General features: G+C 51.6%; 31 protein-coding genes, 2 tRNA genes and 1 pseudogene. 33 read left to right on the forward strand and 1 reads right to left on the reverse strand.

The window, feature by feature from the left end; translation table 11 throughout:
* Positions 1–73 precede the first annotated feature (73 nt).
* The 27 genes and pseudogenes from rpmC (at position 74) to ACP5PX_RS02055 (ending at position 13,700) form a co-directional block, all read left to right on the forward strand.
* Positions 74–283 (forward strand): 50S ribosomal protein L29, encoded by a 210-nt coding sequence (rpmC, locus tag ACP5PX_RS01925; RefSeq protein ID WP_428083432.1) that lies wholly within the window; start codon positions 74–76, stop codon positions 281–283.
* Between the two features lie 3 nt (positions 284–286).
* On the forward strand, positions 287–595 hold the full coding sequence (locus ACP5PX_RS01930) for a translation initiation factor (protein ID WP_428083524.1): 309 nt from the start codon (positions 287–289) through the stop codon (positions 593–595).
* An 8-nt stretch (positions 596–603) separates the two neighbouring features.
* Positions 604–876, forward strand: a complete 273-nt coding sequence (gene rnp1 / locus ACP5PX_RS01935) for a ribonuclease P protein component 1 (RefSeq protein ID WP_428083434.1) — start codon at positions 604–606, stop codon at positions 874–876.
* Positions 876–1,196, forward strand: coding sequence for a 30S ribosomal protein S17 (locus ACP5PX_RS01940; RefSeq protein ID WP_428083436.1), 321 nt, complete (start codon positions 876–878; stop codon positions 1,194–1,196). Before rnp1 ends, ACP5PX_RS01940 begins: the two co-directional genes overlap by 1 nt.
* Before the next feature lie 4 nt (positions 1,197–1,200).
* Positions 1,201–1,626, forward strand: coding sequence for a 50S ribosomal protein L14 (locus tag ACP5PX_RS01945; RefSeq protein WP_428083438.1), 426 nt, complete (start codon positions 1,201–1,203; stop codon positions 1,624–1,626).
* 3 nt (positions 1,627–1,629) lie between these two features.
* On the forward strand, positions 1,630–1,992 hold the full coding sequence (rplX, locus tag ACP5PX_RS01950; RefSeq protein ID WP_428083439.1) for a 50S ribosomal protein L24: 363 nt from the start codon (positions 1,630–1,632) through the stop codon (positions 1,990–1,992).
* Entirely contained in the window at positions 1,985–2,713 is a 729-nt protein-coding gene (locus ACP5PX_RS01955) for a 30S ribosomal protein S4e (RefSeq protein ID WP_428083441.1), read from the forward strand. Before rplX ends, ACP5PX_RS01955 begins: the two co-directional genes overlap by 8 nt.
* Positions 2,710–3,219: a 50S ribosomal protein L5 gene (locus ACP5PX_RS01960; RefSeq protein WP_428083443.1), complete on the forward strand. Its 510-nt coding sequence runs from the start codon at positions 2,710–2,712 to the stop codon at positions 3,217–3,219. Before ACP5PX_RS01955 ends, ACP5PX_RS01960 begins: the two co-directional genes overlap by 4 nt.
* Entirely contained in the window at positions 3,216–3,362 is a 147-nt protein-coding gene (locus tag ACP5PX_RS01965) for a 30S ribosomal protein S14 (protein WP_428083444.1), read from the forward strand. Before ACP5PX_RS01960 ends, ACP5PX_RS01965 begins: the two co-directional genes overlap by 4 nt.
* Positions 3,363–3,371: 9 nt before the next feature.
* Entirely contained in the window at positions 3,372–3,761 is a 390-nt protein-coding gene (locus ACP5PX_RS01970; RefSeq protein WP_428083446.1) for a 30S ribosomal protein S8, read from the forward strand.
* A gap of 69 nt (positions 3,762–3,830) precedes the next feature.
* Positions 3,831–4,361, forward strand: coding sequence for a 50S ribosomal protein L6 (locus ACP5PX_RS01975; protein ID WP_428083448.1), 531 nt, complete (start codon positions 3,831–3,833; stop codon positions 4,359–4,361).
* A 4-nt stretch (positions 4,362–4,365) separates the two neighbouring features.
* Positions 4,366–4,749, forward strand: coding sequence for a 50S ribosomal protein L32e (locus ACP5PX_RS01980; RefSeq protein ID WP_428083450.1), 384 nt, complete (start codon positions 4,366–4,368; stop codon positions 4,747–4,749).
* Positions 4,715–5,161, forward strand: coding sequence for a 50S ribosomal protein L19e (locus ACP5PX_RS01985; protein WP_428083452.1), 447 nt, complete (start codon positions 4,715–4,717; stop codon positions 5,159–5,161). Before ACP5PX_RS01980 ends, ACP5PX_RS01985 begins: the two co-directional genes overlap by 35 nt.
* 5 nt (positions 5,162–5,166) lie before the next feature.
* Complete coding sequence (locus tag ACP5PX_RS01990) at positions 5,167–5,763, forward strand: 50S ribosomal protein L18 (protein ID WP_428083454.1); 597 nt, start codon at positions 5,167–5,169, stop codon at positions 5,761–5,763.
* 4 nt (positions 5,764–5,767) lie between these two features.
* Positions 5,768–6,439, forward strand: coding sequence for a 30S ribosomal protein S5 (locus ACP5PX_RS01995; protein ID WP_428083526.1), 672 nt, complete (start codon positions 5,768–5,770; stop codon positions 6,437–6,439).
* Positions 6,432–6,896, forward strand: a complete 465-nt coding sequence (gene rpmD, locus ACP5PX_RS02000; protein WP_428083456.1) for a 50S ribosomal protein L30 — start codon at positions 6,432–6,434, stop codon at positions 6,894–6,896. Before ACP5PX_RS01995 ends, rpmD begins: the two co-directional genes overlap by 8 nt.
* Before the next feature lie 9 nt (positions 6,897–6,905).
* Positions 6,906–7,346, forward strand: coding sequence for an uL15m family ribosomal protein (locus ACP5PX_RS02005; protein WP_428083458.1), 441 nt, complete (start codon positions 6,906–6,908; stop codon positions 7,344–7,346).
* Between the two features lie 5 nt (positions 7,347–7,351).
* Positions 7,352–8,821: a preprotein translocase subunit SecY gene (secY, locus tag ACP5PX_RS02010; RefSeq protein WP_428083460.1), complete on the forward strand. Its 1,470-nt coding sequence runs from the start codon at positions 7,352–7,354 to the stop codon at positions 8,819–8,821.
* A 187-nt stretch (positions 8,822–9,008) separates the two neighbouring features.
* Positions 9,009–9,830 carry an EMC3/TMCO1 family protein gene (locus ACP5PX_RS02015; RefSeq protein WP_428083462.1) on the forward strand — a complete coding sequence of 274 codons (822 nt, stop codon included), beginning with the start codon at positions 9,009–9,011 and terminating at the stop codon, positions 9,828–9,830.
* Positions 9,831–10,097, forward strand: a complete 267-nt coding sequence (locus tag ACP5PX_RS02020; RefSeq protein ID WP_428083464.1) for a 50S ribosomal protein L34e — start codon at positions 9,831–9,833, stop codon at positions 10,095–10,097. It begins immediately after the preceding gene.
* Positions 10,098–10,101: 4 nt separating this feature from the next.
* Entirely contained in the window at positions 10,102–10,641 is a 540-nt protein-coding gene (gene cmk / locus ACP5PX_RS02025; RefSeq protein WP_428083466.1) for a (d)CMP kinase, read from the forward strand.
* Between the two features lies 1 nt (position 10,642).
* Complete coding sequence (locus tag ACP5PX_RS02030) at positions 10,643–10,876, forward strand: 50S ribosomal protein L14e (RefSeq protein ID WP_428083468.1); 234 nt, start codon at positions 10,643–10,645, stop codon at positions 10,874–10,876.
* A 9-nt stretch (positions 10,877–10,885) separates the two neighbouring features.
* Positions 10,886–11,869, forward strand: coding sequence for an RNA-guided pseudouridylation complex pseudouridine synthase subunit Cbf5 (locus ACP5PX_RS02035; protein ID WP_428083470.1), 984 nt, complete (start codon positions 10,886–10,888; stop codon positions 11,867–11,869).
* Between the two features lie 71 nt (positions 11,870–11,940).
* Positions 11,941–12,041, forward strand: a tRNA-Ser gene (locus ACP5PX_RS02040).
* 135 nt (positions 12,042–12,176) lie between these two features.
* Positions 12,177–12,617, forward strand: a pseudogene (locus ACP5PX_RS02045) (30S ribosomal protein S13); the annotation flags it as partial.
* Between the two features lie 109 nt (positions 12,618–12,726).
* Positions 12,727–13,314, forward strand: coding sequence for a 30S ribosomal protein S4 (locus ACP5PX_RS02050; protein ID WP_428083472.1), 588 nt, complete (start codon positions 12,727–12,729; stop codon positions 13,312–13,314).
* Positions 13,311–13,700, forward strand: a complete 390-nt coding sequence (locus tag ACP5PX_RS02055) for a 30S ribosomal protein S11 (protein ID WP_428083474.1) — start codon at positions 13,311–13,313, stop codon at positions 13,698–13,700. Before ACP5PX_RS02050 ends, ACP5PX_RS02055 begins: the two co-directional genes overlap by 4 nt.
* 69 nt (positions 13,701–13,769) lie before the next feature.
* Here the strand turns inward: ACP5PX_RS02055 and ACP5PX_RS02060 are convergent, their stop codons facing one another.
* Positions 13,770–14,687: a transaldolase family protein gene (locus tag ACP5PX_RS02060; RefSeq protein WP_428083476.1), complete on the reverse strand. Its 918-nt coding sequence runs from the start codon at positions 14,685–14,687 to the stop codon at positions 13,770–13,772.
* Positions 14,688–14,917: 230 nt separating this feature from the next.
* On the opposite strand from ACP5PX_RS02060, the gene ACP5PX_RS02065 reads away from it, so the two are divergent.
* The 6 genes from ACP5PX_RS02065 to ACP5PX_RS02090 all read left to right on the forward strand — a co-directional run bounded on the left by ACP5PX_RS02065 (position 14,918) and on the right by ACP5PX_RS02090 (position 21,163).
* Complete coding sequence (locus ACP5PX_RS02065) at positions 14,918–15,784, forward strand: transketolase (protein ID WP_428083478.1); 867 nt, start codon at positions 14,918–14,920, stop codon at positions 15,782–15,784.
* The gene (locus tag ACP5PX_RS02070) at positions 15,777–16,742 is read left to right on the forward strand and encodes a transketolase family protein (RefSeq protein ID WP_428083480.1); all 966 of its coding nucleotides are present in this window, start codon (positions 15,777–15,779) and stop codon (positions 16,740–16,742) included. Before ACP5PX_RS02065 ends, ACP5PX_RS02070 begins: the two co-directional genes overlap by 8 nt.
* Positions 16,743–17,450, forward strand: a complete 708-nt coding sequence (rpe, locus tag ACP5PX_RS02075; protein WP_428083482.1) for a ribulose-phosphate 3-epimerase — start codon at positions 16,743–16,745, stop codon at positions 17,448–17,450. It abuts the gene before it with no gap.
* Positions 17,451–17,510: 60 nt separating this feature from the next.
* A tRNA-Lys gene (locus ACP5PX_RS02080) sits at positions 17,511–17,585 on the forward strand.
* A gap of 24 nt (positions 17,586–17,609) precedes the next feature.
* Positions 17,610–17,852 (forward strand): DNA-directed RNA polymerase subunit H, encoded by a 243-nt coding sequence (locus tag ACP5PX_RS02085; RefSeq protein WP_428083484.1) that lies wholly within the window; start codon positions 17,610–17,612, stop codon positions 17,850–17,852.
* 8 nt (positions 17,853–17,860) lie between these two features.
* Positions 17,861–21,163 (forward strand): DNA-directed RNA polymerase subunit B, encoded by a 3,303-nt coding sequence (locus ACP5PX_RS02090; protein WP_428083486.1) that lies wholly within the window; start codon positions 17,861–17,863, stop codon positions 21,161–21,163.
* Positions 21,164–21,167 lie beyond the last annotated feature (4 nt).

The following is a 21,167-nucleotide window of genomic DNA, read 5'->3' on the forward strand; positions in this document are numbered from 1 at the left end:
GGCGTGGAGGAGCGACCTGCTGGTGAAAAGGTCGAGGAAACCAAGGACGAGAAGGATAAGGAAGGTGTTAACGATGGCGACGCTCAAGCCTGAGGAAATAAGGTCGATGAGTCCCGACGAGATGCTGCAGAAGCTGAGAGAGCTACGGTCAGAACTGGCCCGGGCCAAGGCCACGGCAGCCGCGGGGGGCTCGCTGGAGAATCCGGCGAAAATCCGGGAACTCAAGCGGGCAATCGCCAGAATCCTTACCATTATAAGGGAAAAACAGCGAGGAGGTGGATGAGCACTGCAAGAGATCTGTAAGGTTTGTGGTCTGCCCAAGGAACTCTGCGTCTGCGAGGAGATAGCCCGAGAGCAGCAACGGATAAACGTATATGTTATCAAGCGAAAGTTCGGCAAGGTCGTGACGGTCATAGAGGGCCTCGATGAGAAGCAGGTCAGCATCAAGGACCTGACCAAGAAACTGAAATCAGAGCTTGCCTGCGGTGGAACTTGGAAGGATGGACGCATAGAGTTGCAGGGGCACCATGAACAACGGGTAAAGGAAGTGCTCGTGAGTCTTGGGTTCACTCCTGAGATGATAAACATGAGATAGGTGGCGTTATGCCGTTAACCAAAAGGAACATCTTGCGGCACGAGCTTATTGGGCTCGAGGCACAGGTCGTGAGTAGCTCCGATCCTACTCTTTTGGGCGTCTACGGCAAGATTTTGGACGAAACGCGAGACATGCTGGTGATTGAGCATATGTCAGCCGCGAAGATTGTTCCCAAGTCAGGTTCATCTTTCGAGATAAAGCTCCCCGACGGGCAGGCCGTGATCATCGAGGGCGAGAAACTGGTTGGCCGGCCCGAGGAAAGGGTCAAGCGGAAGAGGTGATGGTGATGATTGGGATGGGAATTGAGCCGCCTAAGGAGAAATGTTCAGACCCCAAGTGTCCTTTCCACGGCAATCTTTCGGTTCGGGGAAAGGCGCTGGAGGGCGTTGTCGTCAGCGATAAAATGGCACGGACGGTAACGGTCGAGCTTGAGCGCATGCGCTGGATTGCCAAGTATGAGCGATATGAACGGAGGACCTCAAAATATCATGCCCACAACCCACCCTGCATCTCGGCGAAGACGGGAGATAGAGTAAAAATAATGGAGTGCCGAAGGCTGAGTAAAACGAAGGCCTTCGTGGTCGTTCAGAAATTAGGGTGATGGAATGGGAAAGAAAGGTGCTGGCACATCCATAGGTGTGAGCGCGGTTACCCCCGTGCGCGTGCTTCCGGTTGGTGCGAGGCTGGTAGTCACTGACAATACCGGAGCCCGGGAGATCCAGATAATAAACGTCATGGGATATAAAGGGCGGCACAGGGCGATGGGCAAGGCCGGCGTGGGCGACAGAGTAGTGGCTTCGGTGAAAAAGGGAACACCTGAACTCAGAAAGCAGCTTGTCCAGGCAGTGGTGGTGCGACAGCGAAAGGAGTACCGTCGCCTTGATGGCATGCGCGTGATGTTTGAGGATAATGCTGCGGTCCTGATAACCCCTGAGGCAGCGCCTCGAGGGTCGGAAATCAAAGGACCGATTGCGCGAGAGGCGGCCGAAAGGTGGCCCAAAGTGGCAGGTATAGCTTCAATCGTGGTGTGAACTATGGTTTCCAGTCAGCCGAGAAAGCAGCGGGCTAGGCTTTATTCACTGCCTCTTCACCGGAGGAACAAGTTGATGGCAGCTAGGCTCAGCAAGGAGTTGCGTGAGAAATATAAAGTGCGGTCGCTCCCGGTGAGAAAGGGCGACCGTGTGAAAATTTTGCGGGGTGATTTCAAGAAACTGGAAGGCGAAGTTTTAGAGGTGAACACCAAAGACTTGACAATCACCGTCCAAGGAGCCAGTATCACCAAGAGCGACGGGTCTCAGGTTAACCGACCGATACGTCCAGCCGACGTTATGTTGTTAAAGCTAGTCGAGGATAAGGAACGGTTAGGTAGAGTAGAGGGGAGGTCAGAGAGTGGCTAAGAAGGGCAGCAGCAGGCACTTGAAGCGTTATGCAGCACCGCGGACATTGAAGTTGCCGCGTAAGTCGGCGGTCTGGACAATGAAGCCGGCTCCAGGGCCGCACCCTGCTGACAGGGCAATACCACTTCGAGTTTTGTTGCGGGATTATCTTGCTGTAGCTAGAACCGCGCGCGAGGCCGATGGAGCAATTAGCCGAGGAGAGGTCCTTGTCGACGGAAAAGTCAGGCGCGCGTCTGGTTTTCCGGTCGGTTTTATGGATGTGGTTCACTTACCGGCACTTGACGCGTGCTACAGAATTCTTCTCGATCATCTAGGCAGATTAATTCCCGTGAAAATTGTCCCCTCCGAGGCCTCGTTTAAACTTTGCAAAATCATCCGAAAGCAATACGTGAAGGGTAAAAAGATACAACTCACCTTTCATGATGGCAGAAATGTTGTCGGGGATTTCTTAGATTATAAAATCGGCGACGTGGTGAAAATATCGTTGCCGGAGCAAAAGGTTCTAGAAAGGCTACCCTTCAAGGTAGGAAGCATCGCGATGGTCACAGGTGGCAGCAACGTTAGCAAGGTCGGCAAGATTGCTGAGATAAAGACGATTTTCGGACCTCAGCCCAATATAGTTACCCTAGAAAACGACGGCGTGACTTTTCAAGCACCTGAGCACTACATTTTTGTCTTGGGCAGGGAAAAGCCAGCCATTAGCTTGTCGGTGAGTGGATGAACCCAATGCGAGAGATTAGGGTCGAAAAGGTAGTGTTGAACATCGGCGTCGGTGAAGGTGGCGATAGGCTAGCCAAGGCGGAGAGGGTGATGGAAATGATCGCGGGTCAGAAGCCGACGAGGACCTATGCTAGAAAGTCCGTCCGTGATTGGAGGGTGAAGAAGGGGGAACCCATAGGTTGTAAGGTTACCCTGCGCGGAGATAGAGCCATCGGGGTTTTGAAAAAGCTCCTTGAGGCGGTTGATAACAAGCTCAAGGCAACTTCTTTCGATGATAATGGTAACGTTTCATTTGGCATTAAGGAGCACATTGATATCCCAGGAATTTCCTACGATCCGGAGATTGGCATGTTCGGCATGGATGTTTCAGTAGTACTGGAAAGGCCGGGATATCGAATAAAGAGGCGAAGTTTGCTGAGGAGACCTGTCCCTAAAGAACACTGTATTACCAGAGAGGAAGCGATAAATTTTATGACTACCAATTTTGGAATTGAGGTGTTACAATGACGAAAAAGAAATTTGGAAAAGGGGCCCACCGGTGTATGCACTGTGGCAGCTACGGCCATGTCTATCAGCAACACGGGTTGAGGCTCTGCCGCCGCTGCTTTAGGGAGCTGGCACCCAAATTGGGTTTTACCAAATACAGCTGAGGCATTGCCATGTTACTGGATCCATTAGCGAATGCGCTTTCAAAGATCGACAATTACGAGCGGGCCAGAAAGAAGGAGGTCATCATCGACCCAGCCTCGAAACTAATCCGGGAGGTCTTTCAGGTAATGCAGGATGAGGGTTACATCGGGGCATTTGAGTTCATCGATGATGGTAAGTCGGGGAAGTTCCGAGTGGAGCTTAAGGGAAAGATTAACAGATGTGGAGCGATAAAGCCAAGGTTTGCCGTAAAAGTGAATGAGTACGAGAAGTGGGAAAAACGCTATCTTTTGGCATCCGGATTTGGCTTGCTTATTGTCTCAACTTCGAAAGGGATTATGGCCCACACCAAAGCGAAGGAGCTTGGTTTGGGCGGAAGGCTACTCGCCTACGTTTATTGATCCCACGAGGTTAACCTCACGCTTTTAATAGTGAAAAACGGAGAGTAGACGGGACAAAAAGGTTGGAGCATGTCGCGAATAATGCAAGAGAAAATAGAAGTACCTGATGGTGTGGAAGCCAAGGTCGAGGGCAAGCGAGTCGAGGTTAGTGGAAAAAAGGGAAAGCTCTCGAGAGAGTTTGATTTGCCCGGGTTGGGGATAAAGGCCGATGGTCGCGTCATCACCTTGGAGATAGCTTCGCCGCGTCGTAGAAACAGGGCCGCGCTCGGTGCCGTGAGAGCCCATCTGCTGAACATGATAAAGGGAGTCACCGAGGGTTTTGTTTACAAACTTCGCACAGTATACTCTCATTTTCCAATAACCGTGAAGGTTGAGGGAAAACGTGTGATGATACACAACTTTTTGGGCGAGAGGTCTCCGCGGGTTGCCGAGATAGTTGGTGATGTTGCGGTAGAAGTAAAAGGTGACGAAATTATTGTTAGCGGGATCAACAAAGAAGAAGTGGGACAAACTGCTTTTAACATCGAACAGGCAACTTCTGTAAAGTACCGTGATCGAAGAATTTTCCAAGACGGATGTTACATAGCGGAAAGGTCGTGATTGAATGGAAAAAAGACGCTTGCCAAAGTTCAGACGCCAAGAATGGTTCCGGTTCAAGAGACTGGGGGAGAAGTGGCGTAAGCCTAGGGGCCGAGACAGCAAGCTTCGTCTTAGGATAAAAGGCAAGGGCAGCTTAGTTACTATAGGCTACCGGAATCCCAAGAGCCTCAGGGGTCTTCATCCCTCCGGTGTTGCCGAGGTCTTGGTGAAGAGCTTATCTGATCTGGATAAGATAGATGCCACGAAACAGGCGATTAGAATTGCTGCAAGCGTGGGAGGGAGAAAGAGGGAGCAGATTTTGAAAAGGGCGGAAGAGCTAAAGATAAGGGTGTTAAATCCGGGGGTAAGTAAGAATGAAGCTGGACGCGAAGAAAAGACTGGCAGCTGAGATTCTTAAGGTTGGCGTGAACAGGGTCTGGATAGACCCTAGCCGCATTACGGACGTTTCCGCTGCTATTACCCGTGAGGATATTAAACGACTTATTAAACAAGGCGCCATCAGAGCGAAGCCTGAAGCCGGAATTAGCCGTGGCAGGTTGAGAGTGCGGAAGGTAAAGCGAAAGGCAGGAAGACGGGGAGGAATGGGGTCGCGGAAGGGGGCTCGCGGTGCAAGGTCACCCAGAAAGGCCAACTGGATAAAGACGGTTCGGCCGTTGCGGGCTAGACTGAAAGAGTTGAGAAAAGAGGGCGTGATTGACCAGAGGCAGTATCGAAAGCTGTACCTGATGGTAAAAGGCGGCTCATTCCGGAGTAAAGCTCATTTGAATCTTTATCTCAAGGAAAAAGGAATTCTGAAGTGATTGAAATGAAAGCATCCGGACCTCGGTTCAAGGTTGAATTCAGGCGAAAAAGAGAAGGTAGGACCGATTATCGATACAGGCTCAAGTTATTAAGGTCCAGAATGCCGAGGCTGGTTGTCAGAGTTTCGTTGAAGCACGTTTCTGCCCAGTTGGTGAAATTTTCCCCCCAGGGGGATCAAGTGTTAGTTTCAGCCCATTCAAAACAGCTGGAGAATTTTGGCTGGAAGGACGGAACTTCCAATCTGCCTGCCGCTTATCTGGTTGGTTTACTTTGTGGATACCGCGCCTTAAAGGCAGGTGTGAAAGAGGCAGTGTTGGACATCGGCATGAGACGCCCCACCAAGGGCGCTAAGGTCTTTGCCGTGTTGCGGGGGGCCCTAGATGCCGGCCTGCAAATACCGCACCAAGAAGAGGTATTGCCGTCAGAGGAGAGGATAAGTGGCGCAGACATATCTAAATATGCTGAGAAGCTGAAAAAGGAGGACGAAAGAGCATATATGTCGCGGTTCTCTAGTTATTTATCACGGGGACTGATTCCCGAGCAGATACCGGATCATTTTAATTCGGTGAAACAGGAGGTTATCAGGCAGTTCGGTGGTTGAAATGATGAGGCAGCGAGAGGCTTTTGACATTGAGCGGTGGCAGCCGCGCACCAGCTTGGGGCGATTGGTTAAGGAGGGCAAGATCACCGACATCTCCCAGATCCTGAGAGCCGGAAAGCCGATCAAGGAAAGCGAAATCGTCGACGCCTTGGTTCCGAGCATTCAGGAGGACATCCTTGAGGTCACTCTGGTTCAAAGGATGCACAAGTCGGGGCGCCGGGTAAAGTATCGCGTGGTGGCCGTGGTCGGCAACAAGGATGGCGTCGTGGGTGTTGGTCATGCCAGCGCCAGGGACATAGGTTCTTCCATTAAAAAAGCCGTTAAGGTGGCCAAGTTGAACGTGATCGAGGTGGCCCGAGGCTGTGGCAGTTGGGAGTGTGGTTGTGGGCGAAGCCACTCGGTTCCCTTTGAAGTTTCCGGAAAGAGCGGCAGCGTCAAGGTCTTTATAAAGCCAGCCCCCCGCGGTCTCGGTCTGGCTTCGGCAGAGATCCCGAAGACCATACTTCGCATGGCAGGGATACAGGACGCTTGGACAAGAACCGAAGGTGAGACGCGCACGACGCTCAATTTCTCGATGGCGGTGATGAATGCGCTGAAGCAAACGACCAAGGTGGTCATGAGTGACCGATACCGGGAGCGCGTGGCTCTTGGCAAGACAGGTGTTGTAAGTGGCTAAGCTTGCGGTGATTAAAATCCGGAGCGATATTAACGCTAGGCAGGATGTTAAAAACACGCTGAGGATGCTAGGTTTAACACGGATTAATCATTGCGTACTGGTTGATGATAGTGATTCTGTTCTAGGGATGCTCCAGAAGGTTAAGGATTATGTTACTTGGGGTGAGATAAGTTCCGATGTTTTAAAACGGCTCTTGGCGAAGCGCGGTAGGCTGGTTGGCGACAAGAAGCTTACTGATGAGATTGTCAAGGACCGGTTAAATTTCCCGAGTTTGGCAGAGCTGGCGGCGGCCGTTGAAAATGAAGAAGTGAAATTGGAGGAAATCGGTGTCAAAAAGGTCTTCAGGCTTCATCCGCCGTCCAAGGGCTACAAATCAATCAAACGTTCGGTGAGGGATCTGGGTGATCTGGGCTATCGTGGTGAAAAAATAAATGATTTGCTCCTGAGGATGATATGAGGGATTTCTATGACCATTCGCCGGGGGAAAAAGGTGAGAAAACAGCGGGGACGGCGCACCTACGGCAGGGGCTGCTCCAAGCGAGGAAGGGGTAGCGGAGAGCGCGGCGGTACCGGGATGAGCGGTGGGCACAAGCACAAGTGGTCATACATCATTAGGTATATGCCGGACTACTTCGGCAAACATGGTTTCACGCGGCCGGATGATGTCCGTCGCGGTTTGACGGTTATAAACGTTGGTGAAATCGACGAGAATTTAGAGAAGTTTGTTAAAATGGGCGTGGCCAGGCAGGCGGGGGAGAAGTTCGTTGTTGATTTGAATAAGCTTGGGGTTGACAGAGTCCTGGGCGGCGGTCGGGTTACCCACCAGCTTGAAGTCACGGCGAAATCGTTTGTGGATTCGGCCAAGCGTAAGCTAGAGGAAGCGGGTGGCAGGGCTATCGCTGGGTGAAGGCGATGGACGGGGAAACTGGGCAGAAGCCGCGCTCGAAACTCTACGTGCTGGATTCGATTGTCCGTCATCTTCCCGAGGTCGCCGTTCCCAAAAGGAGGGTGCCATTTAAGGAGAGGTTTATCTGGACCGGCATAGCACTGATCGTCTTCTTTTTGATGTCCCAGATCCCCCTCTATGGTATAGCCCAGCGGGAGCCGTTTGTGGACACTAACGGCAACGGGGCTTTTGATTTCATCGATAGCAACGGTAACGGGGTGATGGATCCCGGTGAAGTCGCCTTGGAGCCTTTTACGGATCTGAACGGGAACGGGGTTTGGGACGCCGGGGCGCAAAACTTCTTTGGCCAGCTCAGGTATGTTTTGGCAAGCCACGCGGGTAGCTTGATGGAGCTAGGAATCGGTCCGATTGTTACCGCAGGGATAGTCATGCAGCTTTTAGTGGGCAGCAAGATAGTTGGTCTGGATTTGTCTAAAAGTGATGACCGTGCCCTCTTTACTGGAGTTCAGAAATTTTTGGCAATAATTATGGCTATATTTGAGGGGGCCATGCTGGTGCTGGCCGGAAATTACGGTAAGAGTGTAGGGTTGCTGAGCCCGGCGGGAATTTTGCTTGTGATACAGCTCACGCTGGGAGCCATCGTGGTGATTTATCTTGATGAAGTGGTCTCAAAATACGGCTTTGGCAGCGGGGTTAGCCTGTTTATTGCAGGCGGCGTTGCCATGACCGTGGTCTGGGAGGCCCTAAATCCAGTCACTGGAGTTGTCCCGAATTTGATAGGCACAGCGCTTGGCAATGGTGATGTCATCGCCGAGTTCTTCAGGCCTCACCTACCTAACATGATGGGACTGATCGCGACGGTGCTCATCTTTTTAATAGTGGTCTATGCCGAAAGCATGAGGATAGAAATCCCGTTGGCCTATGGCAGGTTTGGTGGGGTCAGGGGACGCTACCCAATAAGGTTCCTCTACACCTCAAATATTCCGGTCATCTTGGCCATGACGGTTTTCGCCAACCTGAAGATATTTGCCGCTCTTCTTCATGCGCCTTGGATTTCTTACTACACGGACGCTCCGAACGGTTTAGCTCAGGTAGCCGCCGATCCTCTTCGCGCCGTCATTTACATATTAATCTTAGTCCTCGCTAGTATGGGATTCGCTTATCTCTGGGTGCACATGACTGGGATGGGACCGGGCGATGTGGCCAGACAGCTGGACAAGTCCGGCATGTTGATTCCCGGTTTTCGGCGTGACGTAAGGGTCATGGAATGGGTGCTGAGCCGTTATATCATGACCGCAGCGCTGCTCGGTGGTGCCTTCGTCGGATTTCTTTCGGCTGGGGCGGACTTCCTAGGTGCTCTGGGCAGCGGGACCGGTATCCTCTTGACGGTTGGCATAATGTACAGCCTGTACCAGGAGATAGCCAAAGAGCAGGTCGCGGAGATGTTCCCGGCCGTCAGGAGGTTCTTCGAGTAAGAGGTTGTATCTTGCCGAGGCGGAAGAAATTAATTGCGTGTAGAATAAAATTGGGCCTCGTTTCAGAAGAACAACCCAACCGCCTTGAATTACTATGCAGCGCTTTCAATTTTTTGATTATCTGAGAATAGCGCTAAAGGGTTTTAAAAAGCAGCGCACAATATAGTCTCAGCCCCAAGGTGAATTTATGCTGAAAAAGATGTCAATCCTGATGCTGGTCCTAGCGCTGTCGTCCGCGTTAATGCTTTCAGGGCTGGCCCAGGCGCAGGGACAAGGAAGCAGCGGTGATCTTTTCCGCATCATTAATAACCTAGATACTTCGGCCGCATCTTTGCGCCGGGGCGATAGTGACTCGGCCAAGAACTACATCGGATTGGCCTTTCAGGACTATATCGCCAATTTCAGTTCAAGCGTTGCCGAAGTGAACTCTTCCCTCGATGAGCAAATCAAGAATAAATTTGCGGCGGTTTATCAGACGCCAGTAGAGTCAGAGATAATTTCCTTGAGGGCCGATGTTTCTAAAGCGACCTCGCTGGTGGGGGTATATTTATCGCCCCTTTTTGAATATTCCATCTTTGTGATCCTTGGAATCAGCTTGGCCGTGTCGTTTTTCGTGACTCTCATAACTAAAAAAATGGTAAACTGGGAACTGGTGAAACAGAACAAGGAGAAGATCGCCGCTTTCCAGAAAGAATACCGTGAGGCGATGAAGAAGAGGGACATGAAACTGGTGCACAAACTTCAGCTGCAGCAACCCGAGATAAACAAGCTTATGATGCAGAACACCTCGCAGACGATGAAACCGTCGATCATTTATATGATCCCGCTTTTTGTCCTGTGGGTTGCGTTGAACCACTTCTTCAAGGGCTGGGTGGTGGCTTGGTTGCCGTTCGTTAGAATAGACCTTCCCTTTATTGGCCCGTTGGTTGTCTTCGGGGTGGGCTGGTGGTACTTCATCACTTATCTTGGCTTCTCCCAGATCTTTAGAAAGGTCGTGATAGGTGATTAGTTGCCCGCGCGAAGATACCGATCCGGAACCTACAAGGAGAGACAGGTTCACACCCCTGGCGGAAGGGTGTCGAGGCAATATCGGGAGAGAAGAAAATCCGCCGCGGCCTGTGCTTTCTGCGGCCAGCCGCTGAGTGGCGTGCCTAGAAAGAACCGGGGCAGAATGGGAAGCCTGCCTCGCAGCCTGAGGATGCCGAACCGACCCTTTGGCGGCTATTTTTGTGCCGCCTGTTCTCGAAGGGCATTGATCGAAAAGGTCAGGGCCTGAGAAAATGGTAGCCGTTGCCATCAGCGGCCTACACGGTGCCGGGAAGTCAACAGCGGCTAAAGCTCTGGCAAAGCGGTTCAAAAGCCTGAGGTACATATGCGCCGGGGACATCTTCCGGGAGCTGGTCAAGGAAAAAGGCATGACTTTGAAGGAAGGCCAGAGATATGCGGAACTTCATCCCTTCATTGACCAGATGATTGACAGAAAAATTGCCGATGCAGCGAGGGGCGGCAAGGTCTTGATTGATGCCCGTTTAGCGGGCTGGATGGCAAAGAAGGCGGATCTCAAGATATTCCTCACGGCACCGATAAAAGTGAGGGTGAAACGGATAGCTCAACGGGAGGGCCGGAGGTACCGCGATGTTTATGAGGAGACGGTCAAACGGGAGAAGAGTGAGGCAAAAAGATTTAAAAAACTATACAACATTGATGTTAACGATTATTCGATTTTCGACATCGTGCTGAACACGGAAAGGTTGTCGCTCGCTGAGACAACCAAAATACTTGCCGCGGCAATTGAAGCGGTCATGAAAAGGAGGCGATAAAATGGTGATGGAAGTGGGTCGGGTCTGCATAAAGATCGCCGGGCATGAAGCCGGAAGGCGTTGCGTGATCGTGGAAAAACTGGATGATACCTTTGTGGTAGTGGCTGGTGTGGGCGTTAAGCGTAGGCGGTGTAACATCGCCCATCTGGAACCCACCGAGAAAAAGCTTGAAATACAGAAAGGAGCCTCCGACGAAGAGGTAAAGCGAGCGCTCGAGGCCGCCGGTCTGTCTTAGGTGTTCTACTTGGGAAAACTGCCCGGAGATATTAAACGCGAGGTGCTCGTCAAGGCCCACGACACCACCGATCCGGAATACGGTTGTGACCCGTTAAAAAGGCCGATTCGGGAGCACATCCGGTTGGGCATGATTAACCTTGATAAACCTAGAGGGCCTACCTCCCACGAGATCGTGGCTTGGATCAAGCTTTTGCTTAATTTGCAGAGGGCCGGGCACGGCGGAACACTCGATCCCGGGGTCAGCGGAGTTCTTCCGGTGGCCCTAGAGGATGCTACTAAAGTGGCCCGAACGCTGCTGCTTTCGGGGAAAGAATATGTTGGGGTGATGCACCTTCACAGTGAGGTCCCGCAAAACAAGCTGGAGCAAACCCTGTCGGATTTTCAAGGCGAGATATATCAGCGTCCACCGATGCGGGCAGCGGTTAAGCGTCAGCTTCGTGTCAGAAAGGTCTATTACATCGAATTAATTGAGTGCGAGGGCAGAGAGGTCCTCATGCGGATAGGTTGCGAAGCCGGGACGTATATGCGTAAGCTGATGTCGGACATCGGTGAGGCTTTGGGGTGCGGGGCCCATATGAGCGAGCTGAGACGTACTAGAACGGGTCCTTTCTCAGAGAAGGATTCGGTCAGATTGCATGATATCTCCGACGCCTATGTTTTTTGGAAGGAGGAAGGCCGGGAGGAGCCCTTACGCCGTGTGATATTGCCCGTGGAGCTTTCAGTACAGCATTTGCCAAGGATAGTAGTTCGGGACGGAGCCGTCGACGCCATATGTCACGGCGCAAGCTTGGCGGCTCCCGGGGTACTTTCAGTCGACAGCGGAATTTCGGTCGGAGACTTGGTTGCCGTTTTCACCCTGAAGGGTGAGCTGATAGGTCTGGCACGTGCAGCGATGGGGTCCAAGGAAATTTATGAGGCCGACCACGGAATTGTGGCCAAACCTGAAAGGATAGTGATGAGCCCTGGGACCTATCCTAAAAAGTGGAAATGAATTCATTACCAGCGCTGTAATTTTAGTGCGGTTGAATGACATTTAAAGGTAAAAACACACTTTCATTGGGTGCCGGGGTAGCGTAGCCAGGTAACGCGCGAGCCTGGAGCCGGTGCTGGATAGCTCGTGGTCCTCACGGGCCGCAGGGGTTCAAATCCCCTCCCCGGCGCCATTCGCGGTACCGAGGTCCATACCTAAGGCTTTTAACTGAAAGTTAACTATAATAACTGAACAGCTAAAAACCGCTGTTGTCAATAATTAAATAGGCAGTTATCTGAAAGGACTATGGCAAAAAGGCGTGGGATCAATGCCTGAGTTCAAGCACATCGTGCGGATGGCAGGGAAGGACCTGTCTGGCGAAAAAAAGGTCCAGCTGGCGCTGACCGACATCAAGGGCGTCAGCTTTGCCTATGCTAGGGCGGCGGCTCTAGTGGCAGGCATCGACCCGACAATGAAGCTTGGAGACCTTACCAAGGAACAGGTGGAACAGCTGGAGAATATTCTCAGGAATCCTTCTCAATATGGTTTTCCCAGTTGGATGCTTAACCGGAGAAAGGACTATGATACCGGTAAGGATGTCCATTTTATTGGTCCTGATGTTGATATGGCAGTTCGTTCGGACATAGGCAGGGAGCGCCGCATCCGCAGCCGGCGGGGGATAAGGCACGAGCTCGGTTTGCCCGTCCGTGGTCAGCGCACGAGGACCACCGGTAGAAAGGGCCTGACGGTTGGGGTAAAGAGAAAGGAAGTTAGACTACGTGAGGAAGCCGCTAAGCCCGCCAAAGCGAAGAAGGAAAAAACCGAGTCCGCGCCGTCCGAGAAAGAGGCCAAGAAAGCCTAAGCTTGAGTGATGAAAGATGAAACGCCAGAGGAAGAAATATCTCCGGCCTTCACACCCCTGGGAAAAGAACCGAATGGATGCCGAAGACGCGGTGCTCGCAAAGTTCGGGTTGCGAAGGAAGGAAGAGATCTGGCGGGCCCAAACTTTGTTAAGAAATTTCCGGAGGCAGGCTAGAGATTTATTGGCTGCTTCGGGTCCTCAAGCTGAGAAAGAGACTAAACAGCTCATCGTCAGATTGCAGAGCTTGGGACTGGTGGGAGAAAATGCCACCTTGGACGATGTCTTAGGACTGACCGTTGAAAAGCTTCTGGAGAGGCGCCTTCAGACAGTAGTTCATAGAAAGGGTTTGGCCCAGTCGATGTCACAGGCCAGACAGTTAATCACCCACGGCCATATAGCGATAGCAGGCAGACGTGTCAATGTTCCCAGTTATCTGGTCTCCGCCAAGGAAGAACCTCTAGTCGGTTATGCATCCGGTAAGCCCTTCACCGAGGGCAAGTTAGGAAGTCAGGGACCTTCTGAGCCCGTGAAGGCGTCGGGAGAGGAAGGGACAATTCCGGACACAGCCGGGGCAGACGAGCATAATGAGGAGGGAGAAAATTGACGGAAGGAAAATGGGGCATAGCTCACATCTATTCCTCTTTTAACAATACAATAATTCACATCACCGATTTGACCGGGGCCGAAACGGTCGCCAGATACTCCGGAGGAATGATAGTGAAAGCCGATCGAGAAGAGTCCTCCCCCTACGCCGCAATGCAAGCGGCGACTCGTGCGGCTGAGGAAGCGATAGAGAAGGGTTTCGTTGGGGTTCACATTAAGGTTCGAGCGCCCGGTGGCAGCGGGCCGAAGAGCCCGGGCCCGGGAGCACAGGCCGCGATCAGAGCCCTTGCTCGAGCCGGTTTGAAGATAGGCCGCATAGAAGATGCCACACCCGTTCCTCACGATGGTTGTCGCAAGAAGGGCGGACGACGCGGGCGCCGGGTGTAGTGGATCTGGTTATGGAGTTAAAGAGCAACTGTCACCATCTGAGAATCAAAGGTTGGCGCTTGGATAGCTTCATAGCGATTTGAATAGTTCGTCGTATCCGGCCTTAATGGCGTCGGAGTAAAACCTTTGAACTCCTTCCTCAGTTTTGGGGTGCTTGAGCATGTCTCTGATAACTGAAAGCGGCGCTGTGCAAATATCGCATCCAGTTTCGGCCAGCTCCCGCATCTGGCGCGCGTTCCGGACGCTGGCGGCGATTATTTTCGTTGGGAGGTTATACTTTCTGAAGATGTTCACAATCTTCCTTACGCATTCCACGCCGCTGACAATCCCGCTGTCATTTCCATTAGCTCGCAGCAGCCTAATCCTATCATCACAATAAATTTCAGAAATTTTTTCTTCGGAAGTTAGTTTCAACGTTTTGGTTAACCTTGATTTGAAGATCTCTTGAATCAGCTCAAAGTCAAAGTAGTCGTTCTTGCTAAAATTAATGTCTAATTTTTTCCGGATATAATCGTCAATCCTTCCAGCAAACGGGCTGACGTAGGTGGCCCCCGCCTTTGCCGCTAAAAGCGCCTGTTCCGGGGTCATGACTAGAGTGACATTGGTAGGAATGCCCTCCCTTTCTAGTTTTTTAATGGCCGCCAGCCCTTCGTGATCGGTTCCCTTTTCCCCGGTGTGGGTATTTATTGGAATTTTTATCACGACGTTGTTGGCAACGGGGTTAAATTTTTGATAAAGGAATCTAGCTTCTTTCACCATTGAGTCGGCCTCCTGACTTATCACCTCAAGGCTAACGGGCCTTTCCCTTCCGGCGGCGCGGCAGATTTCTTCAATGTAGCTGCAGAGGTCAATGTACTTTCCACTTTTCCTCTCCTCTTCCACAGCCTCCCTGATTAAGCTGGGATTGGTCGTAACGCCATCAACTATTCCCCACGAGATGGCTTCCCTAATTTCGCCAACTTTTGCGGTATCGATGAATATCTTCATGTCGAATCCATCTACTAATCAATTAATGGGTTAAAATGACTTTTGTGAGTTTTCCGCTGTGCTTGGTTTTTTCAGGACATAAGTTTCGAATACGATGGATCCCAGCGATATCCGGCGGGAGCTTGCTGGCTTCCGGTAAATTTAATGTCCGTCAAACTGTCATTTTTAAACCAAAAATGTTAAATTGAAGGCGAAATTAGTCTTCAACAATTAGTAAGCGTGGCTAGAAAATGGCGCCCTTTAACAGAAAGATGGCACCACACGATGCCGAGTTGATAAAGAGGCTTTCCGAGATAGCGTTGACGATTAGGAGGTACTCCTTGATAATGACCACAAAGTCAGGTTCAGGACACCCTGGCGGTTCCCTTTCCTGTGCCGACATCCTAGCAGCGATCTATTTTCACCAGCTGCGTTATGACCCCGAAAATCCCGCTTGGGAAGATCGGGACAGGTTTATCCTCTCCAAGGGTCATGCCGCTCCCGCCCTTTATGCCGCTTTAGCAATCGCGGGCTTCTTTCCGACGGAAGAACTTTGGAATCTGAGAAAGGTTGGTAGCATTCTCCAAGGGCATCCAGACATGAGAAAGACGCCCGGGGTAGATGCCTCCACAGGCACGCTGGGCCAAGGTCTGTCAATAGGTGTTGGAATGGCCTTGGCGTTTAGGTTGGACAAAAAGCCAAACCGTGTTTATGTTTTGCTTGGTGACGGGGAGTTAGATGAAGGGCAGATCTGGGAAGCGGCGATGTCCGCTTCTCATTATAAAATAGATAATTTGACCGCTATCGTCGACTACAACCGTCAGCAGCTCAGCGGGTGCACGGAGAAAGTGATGAACCTTGAACCAATCGGCGAAAAATGGAGCGCCTTTGGCTGGCACGTTATCAAGATAGACGGCCACGACATGAAGCAAATTTTGGATGCCATGGATGAAGCGGAAAAGGTGAGGGGAAAGCCCACCGTTATCATCGCTTATACAATAAAAGGCAAGGGGGTGCCCATGTTGGAAAAGTCATTCCTTGCAGGTGAATGCAAGTATCATGGCACTCCCTTAAGCGAGACAGAGCTGGCCAAAGCGTTGGAGGAATTATATGTTTGAGAAACTAGCCGGAACTAGAGAGGCATATGGGGAAACACTCGTTGAGCTGGGTCGTGAGGACAGGAATATCGTGGTTCTAGATGCCGATCTTTCTCCGTCAACCAGAACGATTCTTTTTGCTCAAGAATTTCCAGAGAGATTTTTCGACGTAGGGGTGGCTGAGGCGAACCTGATTTCAATTGCCGCCGGATTGGCCTCTGCCGGCAAGATAGCCTTTGCCAGCACTTTTTCTGTATTTGGCGTGGAAAAAGGCTTGAACCAGTTCAAGCAATCCGTGGCATATCCTAATTTAAACGTTAAGCTGGTCACCACTCATGGTGGCATAAGCGTAGGGGAGGACGGTTCCTCCCACTTCTGTATTGAGGACATTGCCGTCATGCGGTCCTTGCCTAATGTCACTGTGATTCTACCTGCCGATGCGGTAGAGACTAGGGTGGCCACCAAGAAAATTGCAAAAACCTATGGCCCCGTTTATATGAGACTAAATCGTCCCAAGACTCCCCAGATTTATGAAGAAGGGTACAGGTCTCAGGGAAAGAAGCTAAAATTTGAGATAGGGCGGAGCATTTCTCTCAAGGAAGGGGAGGATGTCACCATCTTGGCCACCGGCGTTATGGTTTCCGAGTCCTTAAAGGCGGCACAGGAATTGTCGAACCGAGGGATAAAAGCCGGTGTCATAAACTTCCACACCATCAAACCAATTGATAAAGAGACGATTTTGCGCGCCGCGGCAGATACCGGTGCCATCGTAACGGTTGAGGAACACACTATTTTTGGGGGACTCGGCGGAGCCGTTGCAGAGGTCCTCGCGGAGGAGAATCCAGTTCCAATGGTTCGGGTGGGTATAAAAGATACCTATGCCGAGTCGGGACCCTGGAGAGAACTTTTTGCCAAATACGGGCTGACGAGTGCAGATATAGTTAAAGCTGCAGAGAAGTTAGTGAGGAGGAAAAGATAGATGAAGATAAAGATCGCCCCGTCTTTACTTTCAGCCGACTTCAGCCAGCTCGGTTTAGAAATAAAAAAGACAGAAGAAGCCGGGGCAGATCTCATCCACTGGGATATAATGGACGGACATTTCGTGCCCAACATAACCTTTGGTCCTGCGGTGGTCAAGAGGTTGAGGGAGAAGACCAAGTTACCTTTTGATGTTCATCTCATGGTTGAAAGACCGGACAACTTTTTGGAGGACTTCATCAGTGCCGGAGCGGATATGGTCTCCGTACATGCTGAGGCCAGCGTCCATCTGCAGCGCACCATCCATCATGTTAAAGAGCTTGGAGCTAAAGCTGGAGTGGCGCTTAATCCAGCCACACCGTTAAATATGCTCGATTTTGTCTTGGAGGATCTCGATTTTGTCTTGATAATGACGGTAAATCCGGGCTTCGGGGGTCAGAAGTTCCTGCCTTCCATAGTGCCTAAGATAAGAAAGGTCAAGGAGATGGTCGAGAAACACGGCTTGGGCACCGAAATAGAGGTGGATGGCGGGCTGAACGAAGAGAACGTTCCCTTGGTCGTGGAGGCGGGAGCGAACATATTGGTTGCCGGTTTTTCGGTCTACGGTAAAGGTGATATAATTAAAAACATCAGGATTTTGAGAAGAAGTGCCGAAAAAGCGGTTGGGCGCGAGGGGTTTGAGCCCAAAACCGAGACTCGAAAACCTTAAAAAGGAAATGAGACGAACTTTAATGGCGAAATGGATAAATTGGATTCTAACCGCTTTCTGGGGCCCGTAGCGCAGTCTGGTTAGCGTACCGGCCTTTTAAGCCGGCTGTCGAGGGTTCGAATCCCTCCGGGCCCGCCTGTGAATGCGGTTGGTGAAAAAATGCCGGAAGAATTCCAAGTCGGAAGGCACGTGCTGGTGCCGAAGCATGAAGTCCTATCCAAGGACAAGGTAGAAGAGTTACTCCAGAAGTATAAGATAAGCCTTTATCAACTTCCACTGATAAAAAGTTCAGATCCTGCGGTGAAGGAAATAGGGGGCAAGCCAGGCGATGTTATTAAGATCACTAGGAACAGCCCCACCGCCGGGAAAGCGGTTGCTTACAGGTATGTGATTGAGGGATAGGTGGTAGGTTGCAGGACACTTGGCCGTTGGTTGAAGCTTTCTTCAGAGAAAAGGGTTTGGTCAGGCAACATCTGGATTCATACAACGATTTCATTGAAAGAGGGCTGCAGCAAGTTATTGATGAGATCGGCGGCATAGACCTCGATATTGAAGGGGTAAAGGTAAAATTTGGCAAGATTTATCTGGATTCACCCTCAACAAAGGAAACCGACGGTTCTAGGCCCCCGCTGTTTCCCAGCGAGGCCAGGCTTAGAAACCTGAGTTACACCGCCCCCATCAGACTCGAGATGAAGTTGGTTAAAAATGGAAGGGAACAAGCCCCCGAGGAGGTCTATATCGGCGAGCTGCCGGTAATGTTGAAGTCAAAAATCTGCAGGCTTCACGGGTTGGATGAGCAGCAGCTGATAAATGTCGGTGAGGATCCCCTCGATCCCGGCGGCTACTTTGTGATCAACGGCTCCGAGCGCGTCATCGTGACTCAGGAGGATTTGGCTTCGAATGCGATTTTAGTTGAGCGTGACGAGCACATGGGCACGGAAGTCGCCAAGGTCTTTTCCACGCATCGCGGCTTCAGGTCATTGGTGGTAGTCGAGAGAAAGCGGGATGGTTTGCTGCGGGTGGCCTTTCCGGCGGTTCCCGGTCAGGTACCGCTCGTGGTAATCATGCGCGCGCTGGGTATCGAGAGCGACAAGGAAATTGTCAATGCGGTTTCTGAGGATCCAGAAATCATCAGGGAACTTTTTGAGAATCTGCAGGAGGCAATCGATGTAAAGACCAAGGAGGACGCGTTGGACATCATCGGCAAGAGGGTCGCAATCGGACAAACTCGTGAGTATCGGTTGCAGCGGGCCCAAGAGGTCCTAGATAAATATTTGTTGCCGCACATAGGCTCCAGACCCGAGGATCGGATAGCCAAGGGGTATTATCTGGGCAGCATGGCCGAACAGGTAATTGAACTAGCGTTGGGTCGCCGGGATGTTGATGACAAGGACCACTATGGGAATAAAAGGTTGAAGCTTGCCGGGGACCTGCTGGAAAACGTATTCCGGTTGGCGTTTCTTAACCTGACCCGAGATATAAAGTATCAACTTGAGCGGGCTTATGCCCGGGGCCGCGAGATGAACCTCAGAACCGCCGCTCGTGCGGACGTTTTGACCGAAAGAATAAGACACGCCTTGGCCACGGGAAACTGGCCTGGTGGCAGAACTGGGGTCAGCCAACTTCTGGATAGGACTAACTACATTGCAGCAATATCCCATCTCAGGCGCGTGGTTTCTCCTCTTAGCCGAAGCCAGCCCCACTTTGAGGCCCGTGATTTGCACCCGACCCACTGGGGGAGAATTTGCCCCTGCGAGACTCCGGAAGGGCCAAACTGCGGACTGGTTAAAAACCTCGCTCTCATGGCGGAGATTTCAACCGGCACCGACGAAAGCAAGGTTGAACGTTTAATTTACAAGTTGGGCGTAAGCAGAATTACAAAGGGCAGCGAGAGGAAAGGAAAGGCAGCCGTGTACATAAATGGCAGATTGGTCGGCACGACGGAAGATGGTAAACGGCTCATTGAGGAGCTAAAGCAACATCGCCGCAAGGGGAACTTGGATGAGCAGGTCAATGTGGCTTACAGGGAGGACACCAACGAGATCAGGATTAACACCGACGCCGGCAGAGTGCGGCGACCGGTCATTGTCGTGGAAGAAGGAAAATCCAAGCTAACTCCAGAGATGGTAAGGATGGTCAAAGAGGGCAAGATGACTTGGCGAGACCTAGTGCAGGCAGGGATAGTGGAGTACCTTGATGCAGAGGAGGAGGAAAACACCTATATCGCCGTCTTTGAGAATCAGCTGACGCCTGAGCATACCCACTTGGAGTTGCATCCGTTGGCAATACTGGGCATAAGTGCGGCTTTAGTTCCCTATGCGGAACACAATCAATCGCCGCGTAATACTTACGGTGCCAACATGGCCAAGCAGGCACTGGGGCTGACAACGACCTCCATTCACAAACGGGTGGACACGCGCGGTCATTTCCTGCATTATCCGCAGGTTCCCCTAGTGAAGACACGGGTCATGGACGCCGTTGGTTTTGACCGAAGGCCAGCTGGGCAGAACCTCGTCGTTGCCATAGCGACATACGGAGGCTACAACATGGAAGACGCCTTGATAGTAAACAGCGCTTCTATTGATCGGGGCATGGGTCGGACTACCTTTTACCGGATATATGAGGCCGAGGAGGCGCGGTATCCCGGAGGCCAGGAGGACAAGTTTGAGGTCCCAAGCGAGGAGATAAGGGGCTATGCGGACGCGAGCCTTTATCGAAACTTGGGTGAGGATGGGGTAACCGAAGTTGAATCGATAGTCAAAGGGGAGGACGTTTTAATCGGGCGCACCAGCCCCCCGAGATTCTTGGAGGAAATAGACGAGTTCGGCCTAGCTGTTGAGCACGGTCGCCGGGAGAGCTCCATCAGGGTGAGGCCCAGTGAGGAGGGCATTGTTGATATGGTGTTGGTGAGCATGACGTCCGAGGGCAATAAGTTTGTTAGGGTTCGGGTCCGGGATTTGAGGATTCCCGAAATCGGGGACAAACTGGCCTCAAGGCACGGTCAGAAAGGAGTTATCGGGATTACCTTGGCTGGAGCCGACATGCCGTTCACCGAGGACGGAATAACTCCGGACATCGTAATTAATCCACATGCCATACCCTCGCGAATGTCGGTGGGACAGCTTCTTGAGATGGTCGCCGGTAAGGTCGGGGCCTGCACAGGTAAAAGGATAGATGGGACGGCTTTTTCCGGGATGTCGGAAAAGGAAATCAGAGAAACAATGAAATCCTTTGGGTTCAAGCACACGGGCAAGGAGGTACTCTACAATGGAATTACCGGCGAGATGATTCCGGTGGATATCTTCATTGGAGTTTGTTATTATCAGAAACTGCACCACATGGTCGCGGACAAAATTCACGCACGCTCACGCGGTCCGGTTCAAGTACTGACCCACCAGCCCACCGAGGGCAGAGCGAGGGAAGGGGGATTGCGTTTCGGTGAGATGGAACGTGACTGCTTGATCGGACATGGTGCGGCAATGCTGCTTAACGAACGTCTTCTCGATGCCTCCGACAGATATACCGGGTTAATCTGTGGAAAATGTGGATCGTTCGCTGTATACGATCGACGCAGCGACCGGGCCTATTGCCCGCTGTGCGATGAAGACTCGGAGATCTATGAGGTTCAGATATCGTATGCCTTCAAGCTTATGATGGACGAGTTAAAATCTCTGTGCATGTCACCGAGGATAAGATTGAGGGACAGAGCTTAGGTGG

Source organism: Hadarchaeum sp. (SeqCode) (assembly GCF_049969415.1).
In the GTDB taxonomy this organism is placed as follows: Archaea; Hadarchaeota; Hadarchaeia; order Hadarchaeales; family Hadarchaeaceae; genus Hadarchaeum.

Excerpts from the sequence above, each read along its gene's own strand:
- rpmC (WP_428083432.1), top strand. The coding sequence starts at position 74 with ATGGCGACGCTCAAGCCTGAGGAAATAAGGTCGATGAGTCCCGACGAG.
- rnp1 (WP_428083434.1), top strand. The coding sequence starts at position 604 with ATGCCGTTAACCAAAAGGAACATCTTGCGGCACGAGCTTATTGGGCTC.
- ACP5PX_RS01940 (WP_428083436.1), top strand. The coding sequence starts at position 876 with ATGGTGATGATTGGGATGGGAATTGAGCCGCCTAAGGAGAAATGTTCA.
- ACP5PX_RS01945 (WP_428083438.1), top strand. The coding sequence starts at position 1,201 with ATGGGAAAGAAAGGTGCTGGCACATCCATAGGTGTGAGCGCGGTTACC.
- rplX (WP_428083439.1), top strand. The coding sequence starts at position 1,630 with ATGGTTTCCAGTCAGCCGAGAAAGCAGCGGGCTAGGCTTTATTCACTG.
- ACP5PX_RS01960 (WP_428083443.1), top strand. The coding sequence starts at position 2,710 with ATGAACCCAATGCGAGAGATTAGGGTCGAAAAGGTAGTGTTGAACATC.
- ACP5PX_RS01965 (WP_428083444.1), top strand. The coding sequence starts at position 3,216 with ATGACGAAAAAGAAATTTGGAAAAGGGGCCCACCGGTGTATGCACTGT.
- ACP5PX_RS01970 (WP_428083446.1), top strand. The coding sequence starts at position 3,372 with ATGTTACTGGATCCATTAGCGAATGCGCTTTCAAAGATCGACAATTAC.
- ACP5PX_RS01975 (WP_428083448.1), top strand. The coding sequence starts at position 3,831 with ATGTCGCGAATAATGCAAGAGAAAATAGAAGTACCTGATGGTGTGGAA.
- ACP5PX_RS01980 (WP_428083450.1), top strand. The coding sequence starts at position 4,366 with ATGGAAAAAAGACGCTTGCCAAAGTTCAGACGCCAAGAATGGTTCCGG.
- ACP5PX_RS01985 (WP_428083452.1), top strand. The coding sequence starts at position 4,715 with ATGAAGCTGGACGCGAAGAAAAGACTGGCAGCTGAGATTCTTAAGGTT.
- ACP5PX_RS01990 (WP_428083454.1), top strand. The coding sequence starts at position 5,167 with ATGAAAGCATCCGGACCTCGGTTCAAGGTTGAATTCAGGCGAAAAAGA.
- ACP5PX_RS01995 (WP_428083526.1), top strand. The coding sequence starts at position 5,768 with ATGAGGCAGCGAGAGGCTTTTGACATTGAGCGGTGGCAGCCGCGCACC.
- ACP5PX_RS02005 (WP_428083458.1), top strand. The coding sequence starts at position 6,906 with ATGACCATTCGCCGGGGGAAAAAGGTGAGAAAACAGCGGGGACGGCGC.
- secY (WP_428083460.1), top strand. The coding sequence starts at position 7,352 with ATGGACGGGGAAACTGGGCAGAAGCCGCGCTCGAAACTCTACGTGCTG.
- ACP5PX_RS02015 (WP_428083462.1), top strand. The coding sequence starts at position 9,009 with ATGCTGAAAAAGATGTCAATCCTGATGCTGGTCCTAGCGCTGTCGTCC.
- cmk (WP_428083466.1), top strand. The coding sequence starts at position 10,102 with ATGGTAGCCGTTGCCATCAGCGGCCTACACGGTGCCGGGAAGTCAACA.
- ACP5PX_RS02030 (WP_428083468.1), top strand. The coding sequence starts at position 10,643 with ATGGTGATGGAAGTGGGTCGGGTCTGCATAAAGATCGCCGGGCATGAA.
- ACP5PX_RS02050 (WP_428083472.1), top strand. The coding sequence starts at position 12,727 with ATGAAACGCCAGAGGAAGAAATATCTCCGGCCTTCACACCCCTGGGAA.
- ACP5PX_RS02060 (WP_428083476.1), bottom strand. The coding sequence starts at position 14,687 with ATGAAGATATTCATCGATACCGCAAAAGTTGGCGAAATTAGGGAAGCC.
- ACP5PX_RS02065 (WP_428083478.1), top strand. The coding sequence starts at position 14,918 with ATGGCGCCCTTTAACAGAAAGATGGCACCACACGATGCCGAGTTGATA.
- ACP5PX_RS02070 (WP_428083480.1), top strand. The coding sequence starts at position 15,777 with ATGTTTGAGAAACTAGCCGGAACTAGAGAGGCATATGGGGAAACACTC.
- rpe (WP_428083482.1), top strand. The coding sequence starts at position 16,743 with ATGAAGATAAAGATCGCCCCGTCTTTACTTTCAGCCGACTTCAGCCAG.
- ACP5PX_RS02085 (WP_428083484.1), top strand. The coding sequence starts at position 17,610 with ATGCCGGAAGAATTCCAAGTCGGAAGGCACGTGCTGGTGCCGAAGCAT.